General features: G+C 69.7%; 21 protein-coding genes. 12 read left to right on the top strand and 9 right to left on the bottom strand.

What is annotated here, in order from left to right:
- Positions 1-11 precede the first annotated feature (11 nt).
- The 5 genes from OG496_RS42530 (at position 12) to OG496_RS42510 (ending at position 3,814) form a co-directional block, all read left to right on the top strand.
- Positions 12-1,022: an ATP-binding cassette domain-containing protein gene (locus OG496_RS42530; RefSeq protein ID WP_405974661.1), complete on the top strand. Its 1,011-nt coding sequence runs from the start codon at positions 12-14 to the stop codon at positions 1,020-1,022.
- 1 nt (position 1,023) lies between these two features.
- A complete protein-coding gene (locus OG496_RS42525; protein ID WP_405974660.1) occupies positions 1,024-1,827 on the top strand; it encodes an ABC transporter permease in 804 nt (267 codons plus the stop codon).
- Positions 1,827-2,633: an ABC transporter permease gene (locus OG496_RS42520; protein WP_405974659.1), complete on the top strand. Its 807-nt coding sequence runs from the start codon at positions 1,827-1,829 to the stop codon at positions 2,631-2,633. The genes OG496_RS42525 and OG496_RS42520 overlap by 1 nt, the downstream gene beginning before the upstream one ends.
- Before the next feature lie 96 nt (positions 2,634-2,729).
- Positions 2,730-3,299 (top strand): SigE family RNA polymerase sigma factor, encoded by a 570-nt coding sequence (locus tag OG496_RS42515; RefSeq protein WP_405974658.1) that lies wholly within the window; start codon positions 2,730-2,732, stop codon positions 3,297-3,299.
- Complete coding sequence (locus tag OG496_RS42510) at positions 3,296-3,814, top strand: hypothetical protein (RefSeq protein WP_366493016.1); 519 nt, start codon at positions 3,296-3,298, stop codon at positions 3,812-3,814. The genes OG496_RS42515 and OG496_RS42510 overlap by 4 nt, the downstream gene beginning before the upstream one ends.
- 67 nt (positions 3,815-3,881) lie before the next feature.
- Here OG496_RS42510 and OG496_RS42505 read toward each other — a convergent pair whose 3' ends face one another.
- From OG496_RS42505 to OG496_RS42490, 4 genes are all read right to left on the bottom strand, one after another.
- The gene (locus tag OG496_RS42505; protein WP_405974657.1) at positions 3,882-4,229 is read right to left on the bottom strand and encodes a hypothetical protein; all 348 of its coding nucleotides are present in this window, start codon (positions 4,227-4,229) and stop codon (positions 3,882-3,884) included.
- Between the two features lie 13 nt (positions 4,230-4,242).
- Positions 4,243-5,505 carry an MFS transporter gene (locus tag OG496_RS42500; protein WP_405974656.1) on the bottom strand — a complete coding sequence of 421 codons (1,263 nt, stop codon included), beginning with the start codon at positions 5,503-5,505 and terminating at the stop codon, positions 4,243-4,245.
- Positions 5,502-6,134: an ArsR/SmtB family transcription factor gene (locus tag OG496_RS42495; RefSeq protein ID WP_405974655.1), complete on the bottom strand. Its 633-nt coding sequence runs from the start codon at positions 6,132-6,134 to the stop codon at positions 5,502-5,504. The genes OG496_RS42500 and OG496_RS42495 overlap by 4 nt, the downstream gene beginning before the upstream one ends.
- A gap of 74 nt (positions 6,135-6,208) precedes the next feature.
- A complete protein-coding gene (locus tag OG496_RS42490) occupies positions 6,209-7,486 on the bottom strand; it encodes a YhgE/Pip domain-containing protein (protein ID WP_405974654.1) in 1,278 nt (425 codons plus the stop codon).
- Between the two features lie 123 nt (positions 7,487-7,609).
- Between OG496_RS42490 and OG496_RS42485 the strand changes: the two genes are divergently transcribed.
- The 3 genes from OG496_RS42485 to OG496_RS42475 all read left to right on the top strand — a co-directional run bounded on the left by OG496_RS42485 (position 7,610) and on the right by OG496_RS42475 (position 10,467).
- Entirely contained in the window at positions 7,610-8,191 is a 582-nt protein-coding gene (locus tag OG496_RS42485; protein WP_405974653.1) for a TetR-like C-terminal domain-containing protein, read from the top strand.
- Between the two features lie 190 nt (positions 8,192-8,381).
- Positions 8,382-9,719, top strand: coding sequence for a hypothetical protein (locus OG496_RS42480; protein ID WP_405974652.1), 1,338 nt, complete (start codon positions 8,382-8,384; stop codon positions 9,717-9,719).
- A gap of 22 nt (positions 9,720-9,741) precedes the next feature.
- Positions 9,742-10,467 (top strand): hypothetical protein, encoded by a 726-nt coding sequence (locus OG496_RS42475; RefSeq protein WP_405974651.1) that lies wholly within the window; start codon positions 9,742-9,744, stop codon positions 10,465-10,467.
- On the opposite strand, the gene OG496_RS42470 is transcribed toward OG496_RS42475, so the two are convergent.
- Complete coding sequence (locus OG496_RS42470) at positions 10,454-10,876, bottom strand: NUDIX hydrolase (protein ID WP_366493434.1); 423 nt, start codon at positions 10,874-10,876, stop codon at positions 10,454-10,456. The genes OG496_RS42475 and OG496_RS42470 overlap by 14 nt on opposite strands.
- A gap of 204 nt (positions 10,877-11,080) precedes the next feature.
- Between OG496_RS42470 and OG496_RS42465 the strand changes: the two genes are divergently transcribed.
- Complete coding sequence (locus OG496_RS42465; RefSeq protein ID WP_405974650.1) at positions 11,081-12,658, top strand: hypothetical protein; 1,578 nt, start codon at positions 11,081-11,083, stop codon at positions 12,656-12,658.
- On the opposite strand, the gene OG496_RS42460 is transcribed toward OG496_RS42465, so the two are convergent.
- Both OG496_RS42460 and OG496_RS42455 read right to left on the bottom strand, forming a co-directional pair.
- Positions 12,603-14,309 carry a DUF2264 domain-containing protein gene (locus OG496_RS42460; RefSeq protein WP_405974649.1) on the bottom strand — a complete coding sequence of 569 codons (1,707 nt, stop codon included), beginning with the start codon at positions 14,307-14,309 and terminating at the stop codon, positions 12,603-12,605. The genes OG496_RS42465 and OG496_RS42460 overlap by 56 nt on opposite strands.
- An 84-nt stretch (positions 14,310-14,393) precedes the next feature.
- Complete coding sequence (locus OG496_RS42455; protein WP_405974648.1) at positions 14,394-15,437, bottom strand: rhamnogalacturonan acetylesterase; 1,044 nt, start codon at positions 15,435-15,437, stop codon at positions 14,394-14,396.
- 187 nt (positions 15,438-15,624) lie between these two features.
- Here OG496_RS42455 and OG496_RS42450 point away from each other — a divergent pair, with 187 nt between their 5' ends.
- Positions 15,625-17,304 carry a rhamnogalacturonan lyase B N-terminal domain-containing protein gene (locus tag OG496_RS42450; RefSeq protein ID WP_405974647.1) on the top strand — a complete coding sequence of 560 codons (1,680 nt, stop codon included), beginning with the start codon at positions 15,625-15,627 and terminating at the stop codon, positions 17,302-17,304.
- 39 nt (positions 17,305-17,343) lie between these two features.
- Positions 17,344-18,417 (top strand): pectinesterase family protein, encoded by a 1,074-nt coding sequence (locus OG496_RS42445; RefSeq protein WP_405974646.1) that lies wholly within the window; start codon positions 17,344-17,346, stop codon positions 18,415-18,417.
- Between the two features lie 8 nt (positions 18,418-18,425).
- Here OG496_RS42445 and OG496_RS42440 read toward each other — a convergent pair whose 3' ends face one another.
- Positions 18,426-19,838 (bottom strand): RICIN domain-containing protein, encoded by a 1,413-nt coding sequence (locus tag OG496_RS42440; protein WP_405974645.1) that lies wholly within the window; start codon positions 19,836-19,838, stop codon positions 18,426-18,428.
- Between the two features lie 192 nt (positions 19,839-20,030).
- On the opposite strand from OG496_RS42440, the gene OG496_RS42435 reads away from it, so the two are divergent.
- The gene (locus OG496_RS42435) at positions 20,031-22,151 is read left to right on the top strand and encodes an autotransporter (protein ID WP_405974644.1); all 2,121 of its coding nucleotides are present in this window, start codon (positions 20,031-20,033) and stop codon (positions 22,149-22,151) included.
- 13 nt (positions 22,152-22,164) lie between these two features.
- Here the strand turns inward: OG496_RS42435 and OG496_RS42430 are convergent, their stop codons facing one another.
- Entirely contained in the window at positions 22,165-23,280 is a 1,116-nt protein-coding gene (locus OG496_RS42430; RefSeq protein ID WP_405974643.1) for an aminoglycoside phosphotransferase, read from the bottom strand.
- Positions 23,281-23,371 lie beyond the last annotated feature (91 nt).

The following is a 23,371-nucleotide window of genomic DNA, read 5'->3' as shown; positions in this document are numbered from 1 at the left end:
AGGCTGATCCAGTGAGCGCGAGCAGCATCGAGGTGCGCGGTCTGTCCCGCACCTTCCACACGACCGTCCGCCGCCCCGGCTTCGTCGGCGGTCTGCGCTCCCTCGTCAACCCCGAGCGCGTGCCCAAGCACGCCGTCTCCGACGTCACCTTCGATGTCGCCCCGGGTGAACTCCTCGCCCTGCTGGGCCCGAACGGCGCCGGCAAGTCCACCACCATCAAGATCCTCACCGGCATCCTCAGGCCCACCTCCGGCGAGGCCCGGGTCGCGGGCGTGGTGCCGTACGAGGAGCGGGAGCGCAACGCCCGTAACATCGGGGCGGTGTTCGGGCAGCGCACCCAGTTGTGGTGGGACCTGCCGGTGCGCGAGTCGTTCGCGATCCTGCGGGACATCTACGAGGTGCCGAAGGCCCAACACGCGGCCCGGCTGCGAGAGTTCGACGACATCCTCGAACTGTCCGCCTTCTGGGACACCCGGGTCCGTCACCTCTCCCTCGGCCAGCGGGTGCGCTGCGACCTGGCCGCCGCCCTGCTGCACGACCCGCCGGTCGTCTTCCTCGACGAGCCGACCATCGGCATGGACGTGGTCGTGAAGGAGCAGGTGCGGGAGTTCCTGCGGCACCAGGTGGAGGAGCGCGGCCGTACGGTCCTGCTGACCACGCACGACATGACTGAGGTCGCCCGGCTCGCCGAGCGGGTCGTCCTCATCAACCACGGCCGGCTGGTCCTGGACGGCACCCTCGACGAGATCCGCCGCAGGTTCGGCTCGACCTGGCAGATCCGCGCGACCCTCGCCGACGCGCACGCCGAGGTCGTACCGCTGCCCGGCATCGCACTCGTACGACGGGACGGACCGCAGGTGGTCTTCGGCCCGGACGGAGCCGAGGGGCCGACCGTCCACCAGGCGCTGAAGCAGGTCATCGAGCGGTACGAGGTGACCGAAGTCGCCATGGACGAGGCCGAGTTGGAGGACGTGATGCGGGCCGCCTACGTCCAGGCCGGGCCGCCGGCCGAGGAGGCCTGACATGGCCGCCCCGCACGCGTGGCGCGCCGCCCGCGTCACCCCGCTCGGCGAGCTGCTCGCCCCGCCCCGCATCACGGCCGCCCTGCTCCGCCTCACCGTGCAGGTGGTCCTGGTGGCGTCCCTGTGGCGCGGCCTGTACGCGCACACCGGCGCCACCGCCGGACTCACCCGCGACCAGGCGGTGACGTACGCCGTCCTGGCCGTACTCGCCTCCCGGCTGCGGGAGTTGGACCAGTACGCGGGCCGGGACACGGTCCTGCAGCACATGCACTTCGGCACGATCATCTACTGGTATCTGCGCCCGCTGCCGCCCCAGCGCTACTACGCGCTACGGGCGTTCGGCGAGCAGATGTACGGGCTGGCCTGGGCACTGACGGGCTACGTCGTCTGCCTCGCGGCCGGGGTCGTGGATCCACCCAAGTCACCTGCCGCGGCAGGGGTGTTCGCGCTGAGCATGCTGCTCGGCCAGCTCGTCCTCTACTACGTCATGCTCGTCATCGACCAGTTGTGCTTCTGGACGCTCCGCAACGGGGCAGCGATGCTCATCCTGATCTTCGCGCAGAACCTGCTGTCCGGCGTGTACGCGCCGCTGTGGTTCTTCCCGGACTGGTTCATCACGATGAGCCGCTTCCTGCCCTTCCAGGCGACGCTCAGTGTGCCGCTCTCGATCTACGTGGGCCGCGTCCCGTTGTCCGACGCGGGCGCCCAACTCGCCCTGCAGGCAGTGTGGGTGGTGGCCCTGTCCCTGTTCACCCGGTTCCTGTGGCGGCGCGCCGCCCGCCGGGTCGTGGCCCAAGGAGGTTGATGCGTGTGAAAGCCGTCCGGATCGTATGGCGTATCACGCGCCTCAACTTCCGTGCCCAGCTGGAGTACCGCACCGAGTTCCTGCTGATGATCGCGATCGGCGCGATCTGGCAGGTGTCGGTGATCGTGTTCGCGACGGTGCTGCTCACCCGGTTCGCCGGGATGGGCGGCTGGGACAGCTCGGACGTGCTGCTGATCCCGGCGACGCGGATGATGGCGCACGGCCTGATGGTGCTGTTCCTGGGCCGGATGCACGGGATCGGCCGGTACATCCAGGAGGGCCGTATCGACATCTACCTGGTGCGCCCGATGCCGGTCCACCGCCAGGTCCAGCTGGAGTACTTCCCCACCAACGCGATCGGCGACCTGACGGTGGCGACCGGCCTGATGGTCGGCGCGCTCAGCCGCAGCCACCTGGACTGGACGGCGGGCCGCAGCGCGTATCTGATCGCCGCGCTCATCGGCGGCATGCTCCTTGAGGCGGCCCTCTTCACGGGCGTGGCCGCCGCCTCCCTCCGCTTCCCGTCCGCGGACTACTGGAGCCGCTGGCTGGAGGACCTCCTCGGCACCTTCGGCAGCTACCCGCTCAACGTCCTGCCCCGAGCGGTCGGTGGCTTCCTCACCTACGCCCTTCCGCTCGCCTTCGTCGCCTACCTCCCGGCCGCCGTACTGACCGGCCACGGCCACGACACCGGTGTCCCGTACTGGCTGGCGGCGGCCTCACCGCTCGTGGGCGTACTGGCGTATCTCGGGGCACGGTTGCTGTGGCGGTGGAGTCTGGGGCACTACACAGGAGTCAACGGGTGAGCCCGCCAAGGGAGTTGTGACCCAGGTCTCACAACAGCCGTGCAGCAGATCCGCCCGTTTCCCCGTCGAGGAGGGGTGACAGGAAGGGAGGAGCGTGTGGATCTGGCAGCCAAGTGGGCAACGGGCGCGGGGCGCGGCGAAGTTGGCGCCGTGGAGGGTGACTTCCATGGATTCGTCGCCGCCCGGTCGGCCGCGCTGTTCCGGGGCGCACTCGTCCTGACGGGCAGCCGCGACGCGGCGGAGGATCTGGTCCAGGAGACCCTGGAGCGAGCCTGCCGCAAGTGGCGCACGATCAGCGCCAAGGACGCCCCGGACGCGTACGTGCGGCGGATCATGGTCAACCTCGCCAACGACCGTTGGCGACGATTCCGCCGTACGGCTCAGCACCCGATGGACGGCGAGCCGGCCGATCCGGGCGACGAGTACGGACGGATCGACAGCCGGGACCAGTTGGTGCGTGCTCTTCAGCAACTGCCCATGCGGATGCGGACGGTGGTGGTGCTGCGGTACTTCCACGATCTGTCCGACGCCGAGATTGCTGCCGACCTGAAGATCTCGCAGAGCACCGTCCGCTCCCAACTGGCCCGTGGAATCGACCGGTTGAGAAGCCAGTTTCCCGCGCTCTCCGCCCCTTCATCGCAGCAGCTCACGGAAGGAACCCGATGAGTTCGCACGACCCTCGTTCCTCCGGCTGCACACCCTTCGAAGAGGAACTGATCAACGCCATGAACGACTTCGCGCACTCCACCGCCACTCCGGCCTTCGACACGGCCGACATGGTCCACCGCACTCGCCGCAGGCGCGCCACCCTCATCGCCGGTGTCGCCACCGCCCTGATCGTGGCGGGCGGCGGCACGGCCCTGGCGTCCATGACGGGCGGCACCTCGCCGACGACGGCGGAGAAGCCCATGACCACGGCAACCACCAAGGGTTCCGACTACAAGAAGGCCATCCTGCTGGTGGACTTCGGCAAGGGGGGAGGCCCCGTCGCCGTCGACTTCACGGGCACGGACCTGCGCACGACCAAGGGGCAATTCCTCAAGGCCGACCTCAAGCTCGGCACGGTGAGCAGCGTGAACAGCCCGGGCTGCAAGCCGGGCTCTGTGGTCGAGGTGACCCCCCACGCCCCGAAGATCGTGAAAGCGGGCGACACCGTGAACGTGAAGCTCTGCGCGGGCTGATCGAGTTGACCGGGTAAGGCCCCCAGCCCTGGGCGTGCGCGCGCGAGCCGCTCAGGACCGGTCGGCCTCACTTCAGACCTTCACCGGCGAAGTTCGCGATATCACCAAGGGCGTCTTCAGCCACGCCACCCAATGCGGGGTCATCAACCAGCTGTTCAAGCCGCCGGACAACAACGACACTTACGGCTCTGTGGATTCTCCCCACGTGACCCATGCAGGTCACGGCCAGGGCTCTGATCTGCGGATCGGTGTCAGGAGACAGGCAGTCGAGGAGGACGCCCTCGACCCGCTCGCGGTCCGGATCGTCCCATGTCATCGCCAGCAGTGCTCTGGTGGACACCCCAACGTCCGGACTCCCCAACTCGGACATCAAAGCCACCCGCCACCTCTCCAGCTCCAGTGCTTCTCGATCCATCACGGAACCTCGATCACTCCTGCCTTGATTCAGCCGGCGCATGCCCCAACTCCCGTATCCCCGGTATCGGCGAAGCCAGCAACCACAGCGCCGACATCGCGCCCCCGACCGCCGCGACCGTAAGGGTCACTCTCAGGCCCGTCAGCGTCGCCAACTCGCCCCCGATCAGCGCCCCCAGCGGACGCACACCGTAGTTGACCGTGCTGTACGCGCCCGCCACGCGGCTGCGGAGGCCGTCGGGGACCACCGATGTCTGGAGGGAGTTGAGGTTGACGTCGAGGAGCATCACGCCGAAGGCGGAGAGGAACTCGGCTGCGCCCAGGGTGCCGAGGCGGGCCCAGGTCGGGCCGGTCGCCGCCGCGATGAGGGCGAAGGGGGCCGGGAACAGGACGGCGCCGACGACGATGCTGCGGCCGATGCCGATCCGGCGGGCGATCGCGGGGGACGCCACCGCGCCGAGGAGGCCACCCGTCGCGCCCACGCCGAACGCCAACCCGATGGCGCCGGGCGAGAGTTGGAGGACCCGGTCGGCGAACAGGACGAGCAGGCCGGTGCCCGACAGGAACGTGAAGAAATTGACGGTCGTCGCGCAGAGGAGGCCCGCTCGCATCACCGGCTCGTGGATCACGAAGGTCAGGCCCTCTCGCGCACGCCGTAGCAGCGAGGGGCCGGACGACGCCGTAGGAACTGGCGGCTCGTCAACTCTCGTACGTCCGACCAGGATTGCCGACGCCACGAACGACAGCGCGTCCGCGATCACCGCGACCGGTGCCGTCAGCGCCTGGACCAGGCCGCCGCCGACCGCGGGGCCGGCGATGAAGGACACCGATCTGCTCGCGCTGAGCTTGCTGTTCGCCTCGACGTACGACTCCGCCGGTACGAGGTGGGCGAAGAAGGACGAGTACGCCGTGTTGAAGACGACCGCCGCCGTGCCGGTCAGCACGGCCACCGTGTACAGCTGGCCGAGCGTCACCGTGTCGAGGGCGTAGGCGATCGGGAGCGACAGCAGTACGGCGGCCCGGATCACGTCCGCGAGCAGCATGAGCCGGCGTTTGTCGGGGCGGTGGTCCACCCAGGCGCCCAGGAACAGGCCCAGGAGGTTCGGCGTCCAGACCAGCGCGGTCAGCAGGGCGACCTGGTTCGCGGAGGCGTGCAGCGCGCCAACCGCCATGAGGGGTAAGGCCAGTTCGGAGATCCGGTCACCGAACTGGGAGACGGACTGGCCGCACCAGAAGCGTACGAAGCGGCGGTCACGCCACAGCGATCCCCCCTTCACTCCGGTAGGTCCGTCGTCGTCTTCTCGCCGTCCTCGTTCCCGGGACCTGGCGATTCCGGCAACGCGTACATCAGCAGGCGGACACCCCGGCCGTCCGGCGGTCGTCGGTCCGGTTCGCGGACGACGTACGGCGCGATCAGCTCCTCGAACGCGTCCTGCAGAACGGCCAGTTCGTCCGCCGTCACGACGATCCTCGTGTTGTTCGCCCGGGCGATCCTGGTCCACTCCGGTTCCAGTTCGGGCGCCGTGTCCATCAGCCAGCGCAGGGGCAGTTCGGCGTTGCGGGCGAACATCTCGCCGGTCAGCACCCGCGCCGCCGAACGACCCTCCTCGTCCTCCGGGTCCTCCGGCATGTCGAACCGGAAGCCCCGCGCCACCGCCGCCCACCGCCGCTCCCGCCGGTCCGTCCCGCCCTCCGCGTCGCGGACCAGGCCGAAGCCGGCGAGATGGCGCAGATGCCAGCTGGTGACGGACGGGGTGGCGCCCACGTGCGGGGAGAGGCGGGAGGCGGTGGCGGGGCCGTGGCGCTGGAGGCGTTCGAGGATCGCGAGGCGTACGGGGTGCGCCAGCGCGCGCATGGCCTTCGGGTCGGATATCTCTAGGTCGCCGAAACGGTTGCCGGAATCCATGGTCTGAGAGTGTTCTCTCAGAATGCCTGAGAGTCAACTCTCAGATCCCCTGGGCCAGTTGAGGGTGGGGGACCTCAAGCCGGCTGCGGCGTAAGGCGCTTGTGGCCCTTCCTGTCGTAGTACTGGACCATCGCGAAACCGAAGAGCAGGCCGATCGCCGTGCCGATTCCGATCATGGTCCACGCGCGCGTGAGGCCCGCGTCGCCGCGGGCGTCGAAGTAGAGGATCGCCCTGACGCCGTCGCTGAGTTGGCGCATGGGCTCGAAGTGGGAGAGGAAGCGGTAGAAGCCGGGGACGGCCTGGAGGGGGACGGTCGCGCCGGAAGAGGGGAGGCCCAGGACGATGAACACGAACATGGAGACCAGCTGGCCGATCCCGCCGAACGCGGCGTTGATGGCCTGGACGCCGAGGCCGACGGCGAGGGCGGCGCAGTAGGAGTAGATCCACAGGAGCGGGATGTGGGTCGCGTCCATGCCGAGGATGCTGACGCTGGCGAGCATGATCAGGGAGACGCTGAGGAGGGTGATTCCGGCCGTCATGACCATCTTCAGGAGCAGCGTCTGGGTGCGGTTGATGGGGACGGTGGGGCGGCGGGTGTGCCAGGGGCCGATCTCGTTGTCGGCGTAGCCGAGGCCGGTGTCGACGCCGTTGCTGATGACGTTGCCGCCCATGAATCCGGCCAGGACCAGCAGCAGGGTGTAATAGAAGGCGGTCAAGCCGATGCCGCTGTTGCCGCCGATCGGGTGGCCGACCTGGGTGGCGATCCGCACCGGGTCCGCGAGAAGCAGCTTCTGTGTGGAGTCGGCCTTCGTGGCCGCCGCGCTGAGCTGCTTGCCGATGGTGAGCGAGGCCTGCTGAGCCGCCGTGGAGGAGATCTTGCTCGCGAGGGACGAGCCGAGGCTGCCCTTGCCGGGGTTGGTCAGCACGGTGATGGTCGGGCGGGCGGTGGCGTTCGTGGTGGTCAGTGCGGCGACGGAGGTGGTGAAGTCGGCGGGGATGACCAGGGCGCCGTAGACCTTGCCGGCGTCGAGTTCGTCCTGGGCCTGGGCCCGCGTGAGCTGGCGCCAACCGGCCGCGCTGCTGCCGGAGTTGGTCACGATGGAGTGGGTGATCTGGGTGCCCAGGTTCTGCTGCTGGCCGGTGAGCGGTCTGCCGGTGTCGCTGTTGACGAGGGCGATGGGCAGGTCGTGCAGTTCGCGGTTGGGGTTGACGATGCCGCCCATGTAGAGGAGGGACAGCAGGAATGCGAGCAGGCCGGTGAGCACGGTGGGGATGAGCCACAGTTTGGGGCGGCCGAGGAGTGCGGTGGCGCGGAGGCCGGTGGGGGCGGGGGTGCCGGAGTCGTCGTCCATGGTGGGAAGTCTGCTGCCGGAGTCCGGTGACGGCCGTGGTGAAACGCGCCGGGCGCCCCACTTGTTATTGGCTATTGTCCTAGGGGTTCCAGTCGTCGCAGGTCAGAGGAGAGGTGGTGGGCCGTGGCGCGTGCGGGACTGACCGCCGACCGTGTCGTGGCGGCCGCCGCCGATCTCGCCGACGAGGTCGGTTTCGAGAACGTCAGCCTGTCCGCGCTGGCCCGTGGCTTCGGCGTGAAGGACGCGAGCCTGTACTCGCACGTCAGGAACCTCCAGGACCTGCGCACCCGGGTCGCGTTCCTCGCGGGCGGCGAACTGGTCGACCGGATCGCCGTCGCGGTCGCCGACCGCACGGACCGCGAGGCGCTGGGCGCCTTCGCGGACGCGTACCGGGCGTACGCCCTGGAGCACCCGGGCCGGTACGCGGCCACCCAGATCCGCATCGACCAGTCCCTGATCGCCGGCTCCCCCGCCCTGCGCCGCACCGCCGAGATCACCTACGGCATGCTGCGCGCCTACGGCCTGGAGGAACCCGATCTCACCGACGCCGTACGGCTGTTGAGGAGTACGTTCCACGGCTACTGCGCGCTGGAGTCCAGCGGCGGGTTCGGCGCGCCGCGGGACGTACAGCGGTCGTGGGAGCGTGCGGTCGACGCGCTGCACGTGGCGCTGACGCACTGGCCGCGCGAGGGTCAAGTGGAGTGACGGAGACGCCGGTTCCGGTCCGCGCCCCACGTGTATCGCTGACCACTTAGACTGGAAACTTCGCGAACGTCACGTGCCACCCAGGGGGAGGGAGCGCGCCTTGTCTCAACAGCAGCTGGGACGTGGTCCCTTGAGAGCCCCGGGGCCGCCCGGTCCGGCGACTCCCGGCGGGAGCCCGCCGACCCGCTTCGTGAGCTGGCTCGGCCGGTTCGGGTGTGTGGCCGCCGGATACGCGGTGTTCCAGTTCCTGTTCGGCGTGCTGCCCGACTCGATCGGCGGGGAGGCGGCCAAGTATCTGATCTCCGGGCTGAGCGGGTTCGCCACGGTCGGGATGACCTGGCTGGCGGCGGCCCTGCTCCGCGCCCGCACGGCCGGACCCGCGCCGCTCACCGCGCCCGCTCCCCTCGCGCCGAACGCTCCCGGCCCGCTGCCGCAGGTGTTCACTTCGGCCTACGACACCCTCGTCGCCCAGGTCGCCGTGGTGGACGATCCGGTGCGCGGCCGCCTCGTCGGTTGGCCGCACTCCCTCCGGGAACTGGACGGCCCGACCCGCCCGACCTCCCTGGCCACCGCGTACGGCCTGCACATCGTGCTGGACCTGGGCGTGCCGGACGGACGCCTGCACACCGGCGATCTCATCGACACACTGTGGCGGCTACGGCTGCAGGGCGGCGGCTGGTCGGCCCGTTCGCAGGGGTCGGTGGCCCGCCCGGAGGTCACCGCGATGGTGTTGGGCGCCCTGGCCCGGGCGGGCGCCTCGCGGGAGCGGCTGGCGGACGAGGTGGCACGCTGCGAGGCCGGCTTCACCCGTGAACTCGACGGTACGGGGCGGGCGTTGACCCATGTCGTCACCACGGTGATGCGGGGGCTGCTGCGCGCGGCACCGGACGCGCCGACGCTGCCCGTGCTGCGCGGCGCCCTGATCGACGGCGCGCTCTCCGACCCGCAGCGCCAGCACCGCCGTTGCTGGAGCCACCGTCTCTCCCCACTGCCCTGGGTCGGGCACCCCGCTCAGCCCTCCGCCCTGCACACCGCGCAGGCCGTGGTCGCCCTGGACCGGGCGGCCCGTGTACTGGGCGAGGGGCCCGTCGAGCGTTCGGCGCGCGAGGACGGGGTGCGCTGGCTGCTGGCCTGCCCGGCGACCGCGCACGACAACTGCGCCGACCTGGCGAACCTGCGGGAGGAGGTGCGCCGGCCGCACCCGGACGACTCCTCGCACCACGAGGTGCTGAACGTCCGGCATTTCACCGCGAGTTGGATCCTGCGCGCGCTGCTGACCCCGGGCGCCCAGGAGATCGCGCGGGAGGACGGCATCGAGGACGCCTGGCGGGAGCGGCTGGACGGCGCGGCGGCCGCGGTGTGGGCGGCGCAGGCCGACGGCATCTGGTCCTGGAGCCGGGACGGGTCCGCGTTCACGACGACGGAGGAACTGCGCCAGCCGATCTGGATGACCTATCAAGGCCTTTCGGCGCTGCGCGCGCATGCCGTATGGATGTATCAGCCGGACCCTCGGACGAGGCCGGTGTGAACCGGAGTTGGGGAGTGAGCGCATGGGTGGCCGGCAGATCCTGGCGGCGCGACGGCTGCTGACCGAGACGCTGGACGGCGACCTGTCCGATCACGACACGGTGACCGCGGCCCGTGCCGTCGTCGCCGAACTGGGCTCCCCCGACCGCCTGTTGGAGCTGATCGCCGAACTCGCCTCCGGTGAGGGCGATCCGGCGGCCTGCGCCGAGCTGTCGTACCGTCATGTCCTGGGCTTCGACAAGCTGTTGCTGATCGACGGCGGCCCCCGCCACATGCTGCGCGCGCACCTCTGGCATCCCGGCGCGACGGCGATCGGCACGGAGGACATCCACAACCACCGTTCCCCGCTGGCCTCTTACGTGGTCCGGGGCCGGCTCGCCATGGAGTTGTACGAGGCGCGGGGCGACGGCGGCATCACGGCTGACCGGTACGAAGAGTCCCTGGCCGAGCGCAGTGCCGACTGGCGGCTGCGGCCGACGGGACCGGCACGGCTGCGGCTGACGCACACGGGGCAGTACGCGGCGGGCAGCGCCTACGCCCTCCCGGCGCACACCCTGCACCGGGCCTGGTGCGACACGGACGTACCGACCGTGACGCTGTTCCTGGAGACGGGGGCCGGACGGCGGCGGCACACCGACGTGTTCACGGCGGCGGGCCCGCATCCGGGCGCGGTGGCGAAGGTGCCGCTCGAAGTGCCGGAGTATCTGGGCGCGTTGAACGGTCTGGCGGAGTCGCTCAGAAGTTCGTGAGGGCCTGTCGTACGACGTCCAGGTTGTACGCGTCGATGTCGATGCCGGCACCGGCGAGCTCGGAGGGCGGGAGCCAGAGATACGCCTGGTCGGGCTCGGGGAGGGTGATCTCCCAAGTGAGCGGCCTGACAAGGAAGTTGTCCTGCCAGTTCTTGATCTCGCGGCCCCGGTACTCGCTCACGAAGGACGAGTCGCCGATCTTGCGGACGATCTCGCCGAGGAGTCCGGTCTCTTCCTTCAGCTCCCGCAGCGCGCCGTCCTCGGACCGCTCGTCCGGCTCCAGCTTCCCGCACGGAACGCCCCACACACGCGGCAGGAACCTCTCGGTGGCACTCCGGCGCACCAGAAGTACGCGTCCGTCGTCGTCCATCACGACGGCCGCCGCCAGTCGCTTGTCGCCGGGGTCCATGGCCATGGTTCCTCGGTCCCTCGCCGGTGATGAGTCCAAAGGGTCTGATACCCAGGAAGGCATCCAACGTACCAGGATCGGCCTGTCCTGGCTGTGGAGCCGGTCTCACCTCCGGACGCCTCCGCATGCCGACCTCTTACCGACCTCCAGATATTTCGCGCGGCGCGACGGCAACCTCCCCCGCACGGGCGGCGACTTGGGACCATGACCAACGCAAGACGCACCACCGCGCACCGTCGCCGTTCCCCCCGCCGCATCGCGCGCAAGCCGCTCGCGGGCTCGCTCGCCGTCGCGGCCCTGCTCGGCGGTGCCTGGTACGCGACCGCGGCGACGGACAACGGCGACAGCGGCACCTCGACTTCGGCCGGGACGTCCACGTCCGCCTCCTCGTCCGCCGGCGCCTCCGCATCCCCCGAGGCTGCCGCCCAGGGGTCTACGTCCACCACCGGTACGGCGACCGCGTCCGCCTCCGCGAAGACGTCCCCGAAGGCCGCCGCGCAGACCGCGACCGCCGCCAAGGTCGCGACCGGCACGCTCACCCCGACCAGCACCACGGTGCCGCTCGCCGCCAAGTTCCCCTATTTGACGGCCGGTTACAACAACACGCGCGAGTGGACCCGTACGGCCACGGCCGTGGCCCCCGACGGAACCCTGCGCGTGGCCTGGCCCGCCGCCGACGGCGTGCACGTGACCCCGCTGAACGCCGCCGGACTGCGCTCGGGCGCCGACACGGTCGTCAAGGGCGCCAAAGAGGTCGGCGGTCTGGTCGCGCACAACGACGGCTTCGCGCTGCTCACCCGGGTCGCCGACACCAACAAGTGGAAGGAGACGGCCGCCGCGATCATCCGCTACACGGGCGGCAAGCAGACCTTCCGCACCAAGCTCACCGGCACCGCGTCGAACGACACCTCCCCGGGTCTCGACGGCCAACTCACCTGGAACGGCAGCAAGTACGGCGCGTACTTCGTCGTGCACGGCGCGGGCGGCTTCGCGGACGGCCACTTCGGCGACAAGTTGACGTACGTCAGCGCCAAGGGCGCGAAGCTGAGCGGTGGTTGGAGCTGGGGCTGCAGCCACAACGAGGGCATCGCGCTGCACGCGGAGACCTCCGGCGCGTTCACCTCGCTCTGCTTCGACGACTGGCGCTCGGGCCTGTTCGTCTCCACCGGGATCGGCGCCCCGGACGTCGCACCGGTCGTGCAGCGCGAGCAGTGCTGGGCAGGGTACTGCGGTGGTACCTTCCCCAGCCGCACCGGTGACCTGGTGAAGTCGGCTACGGGCCGCTACGCCACCGCCTTCGCCTCCCGCGGTGCCGCCTCGGCCAAGAAGAACTCCGCCGACTCCAGCGGACGCGGCTGGACGGTCACCCCGAAGACGAGCACCCACCAGGTCGCCGTCGCCTTCATGGCGAACCGCAACTCCGGCCCCGGCAAGGCGATTTACCTCACCAGCGCGGCCGGTACCGAGAACGTCAACGTGCACATCGCGCCCTACGGCAAGGACCGGCTCCTGGTCTCCTGGGAGTCCCTGAAGGGCGCCAAGTGCAACGCCGGCACCTGCACCGGCACCTTCACGGGCACCCACCTGCGCCTCATCGACTGGAACGGCAAGGTCCAGGGCGCGGACAAGGTGGTGACCGCCCGGATCAGCGGTGACATAGCGGTCCTGAAGAACGGCACGCTGACCTGGGCCTACGCCCCGGTCACCCCGACCTACGCGACCCCGCTCAACGGGGCGTCACCGACCACGACGAGCCTCCGGATCGCCCGGCTGACTCCGTGAACCGGAAGCCCGTCCGCTTGCCGTCGGCCCACTGAACGGAGACGCCGTGATCCCCGTCGACCTCCACGGACACGAGTTCCGCGAGGGGACGGGGGTCCGGCTCCCCGGTGAGCCGGGCCAACACGACGAACAGGGCGGGCCCGTCACCGACGACACCTTCACCGTCCAACAACCCGTGCAGGGACGTGAGTTCGGCGTCCAGCCCTTCCCCCGCCGGCCATCCCGTGACCTGGACCGGCGTCCCCGCAGCCGCGCCCACCACCAGATGGGCCCGCACCTCCACCGCCCCCTCGGCCACCACCAGACTGACCACCCGGGCCCCGGAAGCCGCCGTGTGCCGGGAGGCGACCCAGCCCTCCCCGACCCCCAAGGGCACGATCTCCGTACGGCTCGGATCCCCGCCGACGATCACACTGTTGTCGTACGACGCCGAGGGCGCCGTAGCCGTCGAATAGCCGAGGCGCGTGTAGTACGGGTCGTAGCGGACGTCCTCGCTGCCGTGGTTGTGGAGGCGGACCACGCCATCCGAACTGGTCGACTGGAGCAGCCAGTTGGCGGGAGTGACCGGCGTGACCGCGTCCTCCCGCTCAGCCGGGCCAGGTTCCTCGACCGCCGTCCACACCTCGTGGTCCGGTGGGAGGAGCAGGCCGAGGAAGCCCTTACTGGCCCAGTACGGGGACGCGGGGCCCGAATAGCCTTGCAGGATCGCCTCGTTGGGGCCGTGCCAGCCCAGGCTCAGCAGCCCGCGGTCGTCCACCGCACCCCGGTCGAGGAAGTACTTCAGCGCTCCGGAGGTCAGCCGTCGCGTCTCCCCCGCCGACAGCGGCGTACGGCCCGTCAGCGCCCCCAGCCACAGCGGAGCCGTAGTCGCGAAGCGGTACGTCAGCGATCTGCCCTGGAGCATCGGGGCACCGTCGGCGCCGAACAGGCGGGCGTAGTCGGCGAGATGGCGTTCCAGGCGGCCGCCGTAGAGGTCGAGGAGTCGGGGGTCGTCGGCGAGCCAGGCGTGCAGGACCGGGTAGAGGTGCATCGCCCAGCCGTTGTAGTAGTCGAACTTGCGGCCGTCGCCGTCCGTGTACCAACCGTCGCCGACGTACCAGTCCTCGATGCGCGACAGGCCCCGGTCGATCGCCTTGCGGGAGGCGTCGGGCTCGTAGCCGATGTCCTGGAGGAAGCCGCCGACCGTGACGGGGAACAACTCCCAGTTGCAGGGCCAGGGTTCGGCGGTGAGGGCGTCCGCGAGCCAGGCCGCCGCGCGCTGCCGTACCGGCTCGTCGAGGCGGTCCCAGAGGAGAGGGCGGGTCAGGCGCAGGGCGAGGGCGATCGAGGCCGCCTCGACGAGGGGCTGGTTGCGGTCCTCGATGCTCGGCCAGACGCCCGCCACGCCTGCGGCCAGGCCGTCCGCGTAGCGCTCCAGTGCCGTCTCGTCGCGGCGGAAGGCGGCCAGCAGCAGGGTGCGGGCGTAGCCCTCCAGGCCGTCGGAGAGCCTGCCGGACCAGCTGGTGTGCGTGCCGGGGAGGTGGTAGAGCGCGCGGTCCTCGCTCGCGTACGGCTCCACGGCGGCGAGGAGGGTGTCGGCTGCCGTCTCCCAGTGGGCGCGGGTGTAGCCGGTGCGGGGGCTCAACACACGGTCGTCGGCAGGGAGTTGCATCGGCTCGCTTTCACACGCACGGCGGGAGAGTGGAACCTGGGGCGCCCCGGTTCCGGTCGGAACGCCCCAGGGGTCTTTCGGGTCTCACCCCACTCGTACCCGGTCCTCCGGCAGCAGATGCCGGGCGACGAGTACGTCGCGGACCAGGCCCGCGTACACGGTGGCTCCGTGCGCGGAGGTGTGCGTGTTGTCCTTCTTCTCGTTGTAGAGGTAGATGGCCTTGGAGCCTTCCACTCCCAGCGATTCCACCAGCGCCTTGGTCTGCGCCGTGAGGTCGATCAGCGTTACCCCCTCGGCGGCGGCGACCGAGCGGACGACGCCCGGCAGGTCAACGCCGAGTCCGTTCACCAGCAGCGCTGTGCCGTTGTTCAGTGTGCCGTCGGCATTGAACCAGCGTCGCACGATCGGTGTCACGAGGACGGGACGACCTCCCCTGTCACGGATACCCGCTACGAGGGTTTCCAAGTTCGCGCGATACGTGGCCTCGTCGGTCGTCTTGTCGTTGTGGGCCAGCTGGACGAGGACCAGGTCGCCGGGGTGGATCAGCGGCTGAACTGTCCCCCACAGCAAGGAATTCTCCAGGTAGGTGACCGTACTCTCCCCGGAATCGGCGTAGTTGGCGACGGAGACGCCCTTGCGCAGGAACTGCGGGAGCTGTTGGCCCCAGCCGGAGTACGGGTCGCCCGGTTGGTCGCAGACCGTGGAGTCGCCGATCAGGATGATCTGCCGGGCGTGGTGGGCAGGCGTGACCCGGATGTCGGCGAGTGCGGGGGCCGTGCCGCCGAGGGTGAGGTCGAGGCCCGGAGTGCCGTCGGGGCCGGTGGGTTCGCCTTCTGGCGTACGGACGTTGACCGTGAAGGTGCGGGTCACGGTCCGGCCGGCCGCCGTGGCCGTCTCCGGGAGCAGGGAGCGCCGGGTCTCGCCCGTGATGGCCGTACTCGCCGCGCTCTCGCCGCCGAGGCGGACCGTGACGTCGTAGGTGCCGGGCGGGACGTCGAAGTGGCAGGCGGTGGCGGTGCAGTTGGCGAGGCCGAGCGGGGGTGTGCGGTCGTGGGCCTGGGCGGGTGCGGTCGACAGGGCGGTGCTCAGGGTCAGTGCGGCCAGCAGGGCGATGTTGAAACGTCTCATTCGCGGCTCCTCCGTCCGACGACAAGGCCTGGCGGTGGACCGTACCGCTATGGACAAGCGCTTTCTAGACCTGCGGCAGATTTCACATCACTGCCAACTCCAAGGCTGCGAAAGCCCTTTCGCGAAATCGATTCAACTGCCACCCTCCAAAGCACCCGCACCCCCACCTCCCGAAGGAGGCACCCCCATGTCCGGTTCTGTGAACAGACCGGTTCGCCGCCGCACCTTCGTCCTCGGCGCAGCGGCCACGGCCGGTTCGGCGGCGCTCGCCGGGCCCCTCGCCGAGACCGCGTCCGCCGCGAGCTTCGGCTACACCGACGACGGCTCGAACTACGTCGTCGACACCGGCGCGAGCCTCGTCTTCAAGGTCAGCAAGACGAACGGCGACCTGACCTCGCTGGTCTACAAGGGCACCGAGTACCAGGGCTACGGCGGCAAGAACTCGCACGTCGAGTCCGGCCTCGGCACCTCCACCGTGACGATCGCGCAGTCCGGCACGACGATCCTGATCTCCGTCGCGTACGGCACGCTGAAGCACTACTACGCGGCCCGCAGCGGCGAGAACAACGTCTACCTGTGGACCAACAAGGCCGACACCTCGGTCAGCGCGACCCGCTACATCGTGCGCGTCAAGGCCGGCCTGTTCCTCAACGACGAGCCGGATTCCTACACTTACGCGCCCACCACCATCGAGTCCGCGGACGTCTTCGAGAAGTCCGACGGCCAGACCCGCTCCAAGCACTACTCGAAGAACCGGGTCATCGACTACGACTACGTCGGCTGGACCACCGGCAGCGTCGGCCTGTGGGTCGTGCGCAGCAACCACGAGAAGGCGTCCGGCGGCCCGTTCTACCGCTCCCTGCTGCGCCACCAGAGCGCGGACGGCGGCGGGTTGTACGAGATCCTGTACTACGGCGAGAACCAGACGGAGGCGCAGAGGTTCGGTCTCCAGGGGCCGTACGTCATCGCGCTCACGGACGGCGGCGCGCCCTCCTCCTCGCTCTACCACGCCAGCCTCACCACCTCGTGGGCAGATTCCCTCGGCATCTCCGGCTATACGGCGGCGAGTTCGCGGGGCCGGGTCGCAGGTGTGGGCATCACCGGGCGCGACACGGCGTACGCGTACACGGTCGGGCTCGCCAACTCGGCTGCCCAGTACTGGGGTTCGGCGCGGGCCTCGGACGGCTACTTCTCGATCACGGGGATCCTGCCGGGGACGTACACGCTGACGGTCTTCAAGGGTGAACTCGCCGTCTACACCGGGTCGGTGGCGGTCACGGCGGGCGGGACGACGACGCTGAACAGCATCGCGATCCCCTCCTCGAACGATCCGTCCAACGCGAGCGCGATCTGGCGGATCGGCAACTGGGACGGTTCGCCGAGCGGGTTCAAGAACGCGGACCTGATGACGTACGCGCACCCCTCGGACGTGCGGGCCGCGTCCTGGACCGGCAACGTCGTCGTCGGCAGCGGCACCGAGACCTCGGCGTTCCCCTGCTATCTGTGGAAGGACGTCAACAGCGGCATCATCGTGTACTTCAAGCTGACGGCCGCTCAGTTGGCCGCCGCGCACACCCTGCGCATCGGGGTGACGACGGCGTACGCGAACGGCCGGCCGCAGGTCGTCGTCAACGACACCTGGACCTCGGCCGTCCCCTCGCCGCCCACCCAGCCGAGCACCCGGTCGCTGACCGTGGGCTCGTACCGGGGCAACAACAACACGTTCACGTACAGCGTTCCCGCGTCCGCCTGGCTGACGGACGCGAGTGCGTACAACACGCTGAAGATCTATGTGGCGAGCGGCTCGGGGACGACGTCGTTCCTGAGTGCCGGTACCTCGGTCGACGCGATCGATCTGCTGGCCTAGAGGCGGCAACTCCCGGACGGGGGACGGCGACTTGTAGGCATGACAGAGCCGAACACGCACCGCCGCTCCCCCGCCCGGCGCCGGCCCGCCGCCGTGGCGACCGGTACCGCGGCCGCCCTCGGGCTGGTCGCCGTGTCGCTGGCGACCCAGGCGCGGGCCGCCACCGTCATCACCGTCGCCAAGGACGGTTCGGGCCAGTACGCCACTGTGCAGGCCGCCGTGAACGCGGCCGCCGCCGGTGACACCATCTCCGTCGCGAAGGGCACGTACACCGAGATCGTCAACGTGCCTTCCGGTAAAACGGGGTTGACCATCCAGGGCGCCACCGGCAACGCCGAGGACGTCGTCATCACCTACGACCGGGCCGCCGGTTACACCGACTCCAGTGGCAACAAGTACGGGACGCTGGGCAGTTCGGTCGCGACCTTCTCGGCGAGCGGCCTCACCGTCACCGGGATCACCGTCCAGAACACCTTCGACAAGACGGCCCACCCCGACATCACCGACACCCAGGCCGTCGCGATCACCGCGCAGGGCGACCGGCAGACGTTCACCAACGACCGGTTCATCAGCCGCCAGGACACCGTCCTCAACTGGTCGCCGTCGTCCACTGGTCAGTACCGGCAGTACTTCTACTCGTCGTTCATCTCCGGCGACGTCGACTTCGTCTTCGGCAACGCCACCGCCGTCTACGACCGGGTGAACATCCAGCTGCGCAACTCGGGTGCCGCGGCGGGCGGTCTGAACGGCTTCCTCTCCGCGCCCAACACCAGTTCCGCGAAGACCTACGGCATCCTCGTCACCGGCAGTTCGGTGACCAGCTCGGCGGCGGCCAACACCTACTACCTGGGCCGCCCCTGGCACCCGACGGCGGACGCGGTGGGCCAACTGGTCGTCCGCCAGACCTCGTTGCCCGCCGCAGTGAAGGTCGCCGGGCCCTGGACGGACATGAGCGGGTACTCCTGGAAGAACGCCCGCTTTTTCGAGTACAAGAACACCGGCGCGGGCGCGACGGTGAACTCCAACCGCCCGCAGCTCACCGACTCCCAGGCCGCGAGCTACACGGCCCAGAAGTACCTGGCGGGCACGGACGGTTGGAACCCTGTCCGGTAACCGTGTGCTCAACTACCGCGCGTCCACTGCTGGTTGGTCGCCCCGCTGCACGTGTAGGTGATGATCGCGGCGGAGTTGGCGGTGGACGCGCCCGACACGTCCAGGCACTCGCCGCTCGTCGCGGCCTTGACGAGGACGTAACTGCCGGACGTGGTGAGGCTCCACTGCTGGGTGGTGGCGCCGGTGCAGTTCTCCTGGGTGACGTTCGTCGAGTTCTCCTGGAGGCACAACGAGCTGCCCCGGCCTACGAGTTCGTAGTAGCCGGTGCCCAGGTCCTTGAACCACCACTTCTGGTTGGTGCCGCTGTTGCAGGTGTACTGGCTGATCGCGATGCCCTGCCACAGCGACTGGTTGGCCACGTCCGCGCACTTGCTGCTGTTCCGCGCGATGAGCGTGTTGTAGGTCGCGCTCGTCCCGCTGATCGTGCCGGCGGCCGTGTCGATGGACACCTCCGGGTACCAGGACGCCATGGACATCGAGGTCGTGGTCGGGAAGGTCAACGGCAGCCACACGTAACGGGAGTCGTTGACGGTGCCGCCGAAGGAGTTGCCCCAGCGGTCGCCCATGTAGAGGTACGAGGTGCCCGAAGTCCCGGTGATCGGGAGGACGTAGGCGGTCTGCGAGTTGTACGCGGTCGAGTCGCCGACGTTCGTGAACGCCGTCCACGGGCCACTGATGCTGGTGGAGGTGGCGTACTGCTGCTGGTTGGCGCTCCAGCCGGTGGCGCCCGAAGTCAGCATGAAGTAGACGCCGTTGCGCTTGAACAGGGCCGGTGCCTCGCGGTGTCCGCCCACCCACGGGTTGGCGACCAGGCTGTCGATGGCGGTGTAGTCGGCGGTGAGCTTGTAGATGTGCAGGTCGTAGTTCTCGTTGGCGGCGGACACCATGTAGGCGGTGCCGTCGGTGTCGACGAACGTGGTGATGTCCCGGGACATGTTGTCGCCGAGCGGCTGGAAGCTGCCCTGGTAGGTGTAACTGCCGTCCACGGTCGAGGAGACGGCGACGGCGGCCTTGGCCTCGCTGTAGTCGACGCCGTTCTCCTTGTGCATCCACATCACGAACTGACCGGTGGACGCGTTGTAGATGACCTTCGGCCGCTCAATGTAGGCGGTGCCCAGCTCGGAGGCGCTGGACTGGGTCAGGACGTGGTTGCGGAACTCCCAGTTCTTCAGGTCCGTGGAGCGGTAGGCGTCCACGTACTTGAAGGTGTTGTCGGCGTTGCGGTCCTCACCGAACCAGTAGTAGTAGCTGCCGACCTTGATCACCCCGCCGCCGTGCGCGTGCACGGCGTTGCCCGAAGTGTCCGTGAACTGCGTGCCGTTGGTGATGGTCTGCGCCGCGGCCTGGGCCGGTCCCGCGGTCGCCAGTGCGGCGGCGAGCACGCAGCACAGGGCGACGAGGATTGCGTACACACGTCTCATCTGACGCCTCTCGAAGGTGGGGGGACAGAGTGGGGAACGGTGGGGGGTTCGAGGTACGACTCAGGGTTTGGTTCGGTATCTCGTACGCCATCTGTCATTACGAACGCCGAAAAGGTAAGGGTGTGTTACGGGAAGGTCAACGGGTCGCGCGTGACAAAGATGAAGGCGAGATTTCTGTTATCGCCGCCGCCGATGCACGTCTCCAATGACGTGCGCAGCCATTCCCGCAAGACAGCAGCCGCCGTAGGCGCCCTCGCGACCGTCGCCTTCCTGGTCGGCGCTCCCCCGGCCTCGGCCGCCGGTGCCCGCGACGCGACCGCCGACGTCCTCGCGAACCGGGACGTCACGCTCACCGGCGACACGGTGGTCACCGTGCCGTCCGGGACGACGACGTACGACGGGGTGTTCCGCGGCCAGGGCACGCTGACCGTGCGCGGCGGCGGCACGCTGATCCTCACCAAGGACAGCGACTTCACGCTCCCGGCGTCCCGGCAGCGGCAGAAGGTGACCACCCAGGGCGGCAACCACCCGTACACGACCGTCAGCAACCCGGACCCGCCCGCGATCACGGTCGCCGGCGGCACAACTCTCCAGTACGGCACGGGCGGTGGGACCGGACTGATCGGCCACTTCCCCTACAGCACGCCCGGCTACCAGCTCAACGAGCTGAACGTCCGGGTCGACGGCACCCTGCGCCTCTCCCTGACCCGCACCTTCAACATCGGCACGATCAGCGGCTCGGGCCTGGTCACCCAGCCCCGCAACATGTGGGGCACGCTCGACCTCGCCGGAACTCACCCGTTTTCAGGGGTGATTGACAACGGCACCGGCATGGCCGTCGGCCGCCCCGAGTACCCGGTGGCGCTGCCCAACGCCCGCGCGATCCTCAACCAGGGCTCCTGGATCATCGACACCCCGCTGTACCAGACGATCACCCTGCGCCAGAACTTCTACCAACGGGAGTACGGCAGCGACGTCAACGTCCACTCCCGACCCGGCAGCAAGGTCGTCCTCACGGGCCACTACAGCTACAGCGACCAGGGCGGCGACACGAACCCGTCACTCAGCGACCCGAACCTCAACTGGCGTGCGATCGCCCACCAGTTGAACAAGCGCGGCACCAACATCGAGGGGGCCAACGTCCATTGGGGCGACGGCACCACCCACCAGATCTTCATGCCGGGCACCAAGGACACCGTCTACATCAACCTCCACGCGGCGAGCGGGGTCCGGTCCCGGCTGACCTTCGACTACGACGGTCCGGTCACCCTGGGCGCGCCGATCGGCGGCGGCAGGTACCACGACACCCTGGCCGCGTCCGGTGCCGGTGACATCGTGATCGCCGGGACGCGCGGGAACGACGTGACCTTCGCGGCTCCGCAGTACTACGACGGTTCCACAACCGTGGAGCAGGGGGCGGTGCTGCGACTGGGGTCCGGAAAGCCCGGCGGCGACGGCGGGCTGCTGACCGGTACGGAGCAGCGGCGGATCGTGGACGACGGGACCCTTGTGCTGCGCAATGCGGCACTCGGCATCCAGTTGTCCCATCTCAGCGGCAAGGGGTCCCTCGTCCAGTCCGGCGCCGCGACCACGACGCTGACGGGTGCGGCGGTGACGTACACGGGGACGACGACGGTCTCCAAGGGCACGCTGGCGCTCAGGTGGGGGGCAACTCTCGCCCGCAGCAGGGCGATTCGGCTCACGTCGGCGGGTGCGCGGCTGGACGTGGGTACTGCGGGCCTGCGTGTGTCGACCGATCTAACCGGTGTGGGCACGGTGAAGGGTTCGGTGACGAACGACAGCCTGGTGACGACCGGCCTCACCGTGACCGGGAACTACACGCAGAGCGCGAAGGGCGAACTGGTCCTGCGCGACAAGCCGTTGAAGGTCGCGGGCAAGGTCGGGCTGGCGGGTGACCTGGACCTCTCGGCCGCCGGGACGCGTCCCGCGCGGACCGTCACGATCCTCGACCACACGGGTCACGGCTCAACGACGGGCGCGTTCAAGGGACTTCGCGAGGGCAGCAAGCTGAAGCTCGCCGACACGACGTACCGCATCAGCTACCGGGGCGGCGACGGCAACGACGTCGTCCTGACCGCCGTCACCGCAAGCAGCCCCTCCCCCAGCACCCACCCCACGTCCTCGCCGGGGACGACGCTCGCCGAGGCCCGCACGACGAACACCGCCCGCAGCGACGGCTTCGGCTGGTGGCCCTACGCACTCGGACTCGGCCTGCTCGGCGGCCTGTTGGTCCCGGCGACCAGGCGCACCCGGGGCAGCGGCAGGCGCGGGGGCGGGAAGCACGCGGCGTAGGGCTGGCATAGGGCTAACGGCCGCTCGGCGCCTCCGGGAACCCCAGCTGCGGGGCCAGCGCACGCGCCTCGGCCGCCCACCCGGCCAGGAAGGCGAGGGCCAACCCCCGCTCCCGGTAGCGGAGTTCGGCGGAGACGGCACGCTCACCGCCGTAGTCCAGTTGCCGCTCCTCGCTCGCGCGGGCGAGCATGAGGGCGGTGAGCCAGTCGTACTTCACGGCGGAGGCGCACACCCCGAGACGTACGAGCCGTTCGTCGACCTGGCTGTCCGACTCGCGGAGGCCGTGCAGGTACGCGTCGTAGGCCCGCGCCGCGTAGCCGGGCAGGCGGTCGGCCGGGACGAACAGGTCGAAGACGGAGTCGGGGAGGTAGTTGCCGAGGTCCTCACCGAGGGCGCCGTCGCCGGCGAAGGCCCAGTCGAACAGGACGCTGTCCGGGCCCTGCGAACGGACGTTGGCGGGCCACTGGTCGAGATGGCTGAAGGCGCGCGGGAGGGCCTCCATGATCTGCAGGAACCACTCGCGGTCGTGGTGCAGCCGGACCATGTCGTGGCGCAGTCCGGCGGGGAAGTGGTCGCGGACCAGGGGCTGTTGCCAGGCTTCGTCGTCGTCGAGGAGTTCCTCGCCGAGCGTGTTGTTGCCGACGTACTGGCGCAGGAAGCGGTGGGAGAACCAGGGTTGGTCGGGGACGGATGCGGCTCCTTGCGCGGCGCCGAGGCGGCGGGCGTGTTCGATGTGGCGGGTCAGCGGCCAGGCGGTGCCCGGCTCGCCCCGCACATGCTCAAGCCACAACGCGACGTCCCCGTCGGCCCGTTCGACCCGGGCGAGCAGCCGGGGCGCGCGGATGCCGTACGGCTGCCAGGTCTGCGCGAGCCCGGATTCGTAGACATGCGCCTCGCGCAGCCAGTAGTTCCAGTGGCGGGGGTCGTCGGAGGCGGCCCAGCGGCCGGTGGCGTCCTTGCTGCGGGTGAGGACCTTGAGGACGGCCGAACGGTCGCCCGCTGTGATGACCCAGACGCCTGCGGTGACACCGTTCTTGGCGTTGTGGGTGAGCGTTGCCGCGCCGACCGATCCGGCGGAGTGACCGAGGACTTCGCGCGCTTCGGCCCCCGTGGCCGCGATGTCGAGCATGCGGGCAAGGCTAGCGCCCCTCTGAAATCCCTCAGGCATTCCACATTCCGGGCATTCCGTTCGACAGCTGGACGCGGCCCCGGCCCTGCGG

The sequence above is a fragment of the Streptomyces sp. NBC_00988 genome (assembly GCF_045162645.1).
Classification (GTDB): domain Bacteria; phylum Actinomycetota; class Actinomycetes; order Streptomycetales; family Streptomycetaceae; genus Streptomyces.
Note: the sequence above shows the minus strand (reverse complement) of the source record. Positions and strands in the feature narration are given on the sequence as shown.